General features: G+C 55.5%; 3 protein-coding genes. 1 reads left to right on the top strand and 2 read right to left on the bottom strand.

Annotation, left to right across the window (positions count from 1 at the left end; genetic code table 11):
- Positions 1 to 369 (bottom strand): adenosylhomocysteinase (locus ACR0C6_RS21080; protein WP_480621046.1); only part of this gene is annotated, 369 nt, incomplete at its 3' end.
- A gap of 102 nt (positions 370 to 471) precedes the next feature.
- Positions 472 to 786, bottom strand: coding sequence for a hypothetical protein (locus ACR0C6_RS21075; RefSeq protein ID WP_480482605.1), 315 nt, complete (start codon positions 784 to 786; stop codon positions 472 to 474).
- A gap of 206 nt (positions 787 to 992) precedes the next feature.
- Here ACR0C6_RS21075 and ACR0C6_RS21070 point away from each other — a divergent pair, with 206 nt between their 5' ends.
- Positions 993 to 1,586, top strand: a complete 594-nt coding sequence (locus ACR0C6_RS21070; RefSeq protein ID WP_480621045.1) for an HD domain-containing protein — start codon at positions 993 to 995, stop codon at positions 1,584 to 1,586.
- The last annotated feature ends 163 nt before the right edge of the window (positions 1,587 to 1,749 follow it).

Here is a 1,749-nt window from a genome sequence, read left to right as displayed (position 1 = left end):
GTTCGGACCATCTTCAAACAGGAAGGATTTATCCAGATAATCCCAATGCTCTTCCAGCGTCTGACCCTTGATGGCGAAGACGGGAATGCCCGCCTCGGCGATCGCGGCAGCGGCATGGTCCTGAGTCGAGAAGATGTTGCACGACGCCCAGCGCACATCCGCACCCAGCGCAACCAGCGTTTCAATCAGAACGCCGGTCTGGATGGTCATGTGCAGCGACCCAACGATACGCGCACCTGTCAGAGGCTTGCTGTCCCCATATTCCGCACGCAGAGACATCAGTCCCGGCATCTCGGTTTCGGCAATATCCAATTCCTTGCGGCCGAACCCGGCCAGCGAAATGTCTTTAACGATATAGTCCACGGCCATCAGGCGCTCCATTTTCGGTAAATCACAGTCCCGGCTGCCCCTAGCACTCCTTGGGGCAGGTGGCAACTTTGAAGACTGTTACCGGAAGCCTGCTGGCCGCTTTCAGCTTGGCGTGCCTTCGATTTTTATCTTTGGTATCGCTTCAAAAAAATCTGTGCCAACGGCAACAATACAACTGATTCCGTTCGCATTGGTTACCAAAACGGTATAACTGCCCGTTTCCTTCGAGGCCCAGACCTCCATCACAGATTGCGCGTCGCGCGTCTTTTGCAAACCGCCAAAGGCCAATTCTTCGGCGTAGTTTTCCTGCAATCTGGTCACAATATCGTCGCGATCTGCGCAACTTCGGGCAAAAGCTGGTGGGGCGGTCGCGGCCATTCCAAAGGTCAAGGCAATGGCGAATAAACGCTTGAACATGACAAACTCCTATCGTTTCGCGTTTCACGGTCGAGAGGAGCACACCGGGAGAAGCATGTGCCCCCCTCGGTTTTGATGTCGGGATCATGGCGCGCCGTTTCAAAGCACAAATGCTCAAGAAACTGTTGGCAGCAAGTGATCCAGACAGGTACATCATAACACAAAAATATGGCGCAATCGCGTCCGGTCAGGCGAGGCATAGCAAAATGGCAACACAACCCAGGGCATGGCAGCGCATGTTATCGGGGCGTCGGCTGGACCTGCTGGACCCGACCCCGGTGGATATCGAGATAGAAGATATCGCCCATGGGCTTGCTTTTGTGGCGCGCTGGAACGGGCAGACACGCGGCGATTTCGCCTATTCCGTGGCCGAACACTCCCTGTTGGTTGAGGAACTCTTCGGCAGAATTGCCCCCAAGACACCCGTCAAGTGGCGGTTGGCAGCCCTGTTACATGATGCGCCGGAATACGTGATCGGCGACATGATTTCGCCGGTCAAATCCGCTGTGGGCCCCGGTTACGGCGCCTTGGATGACCGTCTGGCGGCAGCAATTCACATCCGCTTCGGCCTGCCAGCCGCGGTGCCGAAAACGGTGAAGCGGCAGATCAAGAAAGCCGACAAGATCAGCGCCTGGATGGAGGCCACCCAGATCGCAGGGTTTTCTGACGCTGAGGCAACGAAATTCTTTGGTCGCCCGGATAAAGCGGTGATGGAGGGATTGGAGATTACGTTGAGACCACCGGTCGAAGTAAGGAAAGCCTACACAGATCGGCACACAGTGCTTCTCGCGCTACTTTAGCGACTTGCAACCTGAACAGCTAAAGGAAATGGTGAAATGAGCGCGAAACGGCCGATTGGGAACCGGATCTTGCTTGCAACAAATTTGGTGCTGATCCTGGCGCTAGCAGCCGTGTTGATCAGAACTGGGTATCTGGCGAAGACAGTACGCAAGCTTACTGGAG

This window comes from Ruegeria sp. AL12 (assembly GCF_056540885.1).
Note: the sequence above shows the minus strand (reverse complement) of the source record. Positions and strands in the feature narration are given on the sequence as shown.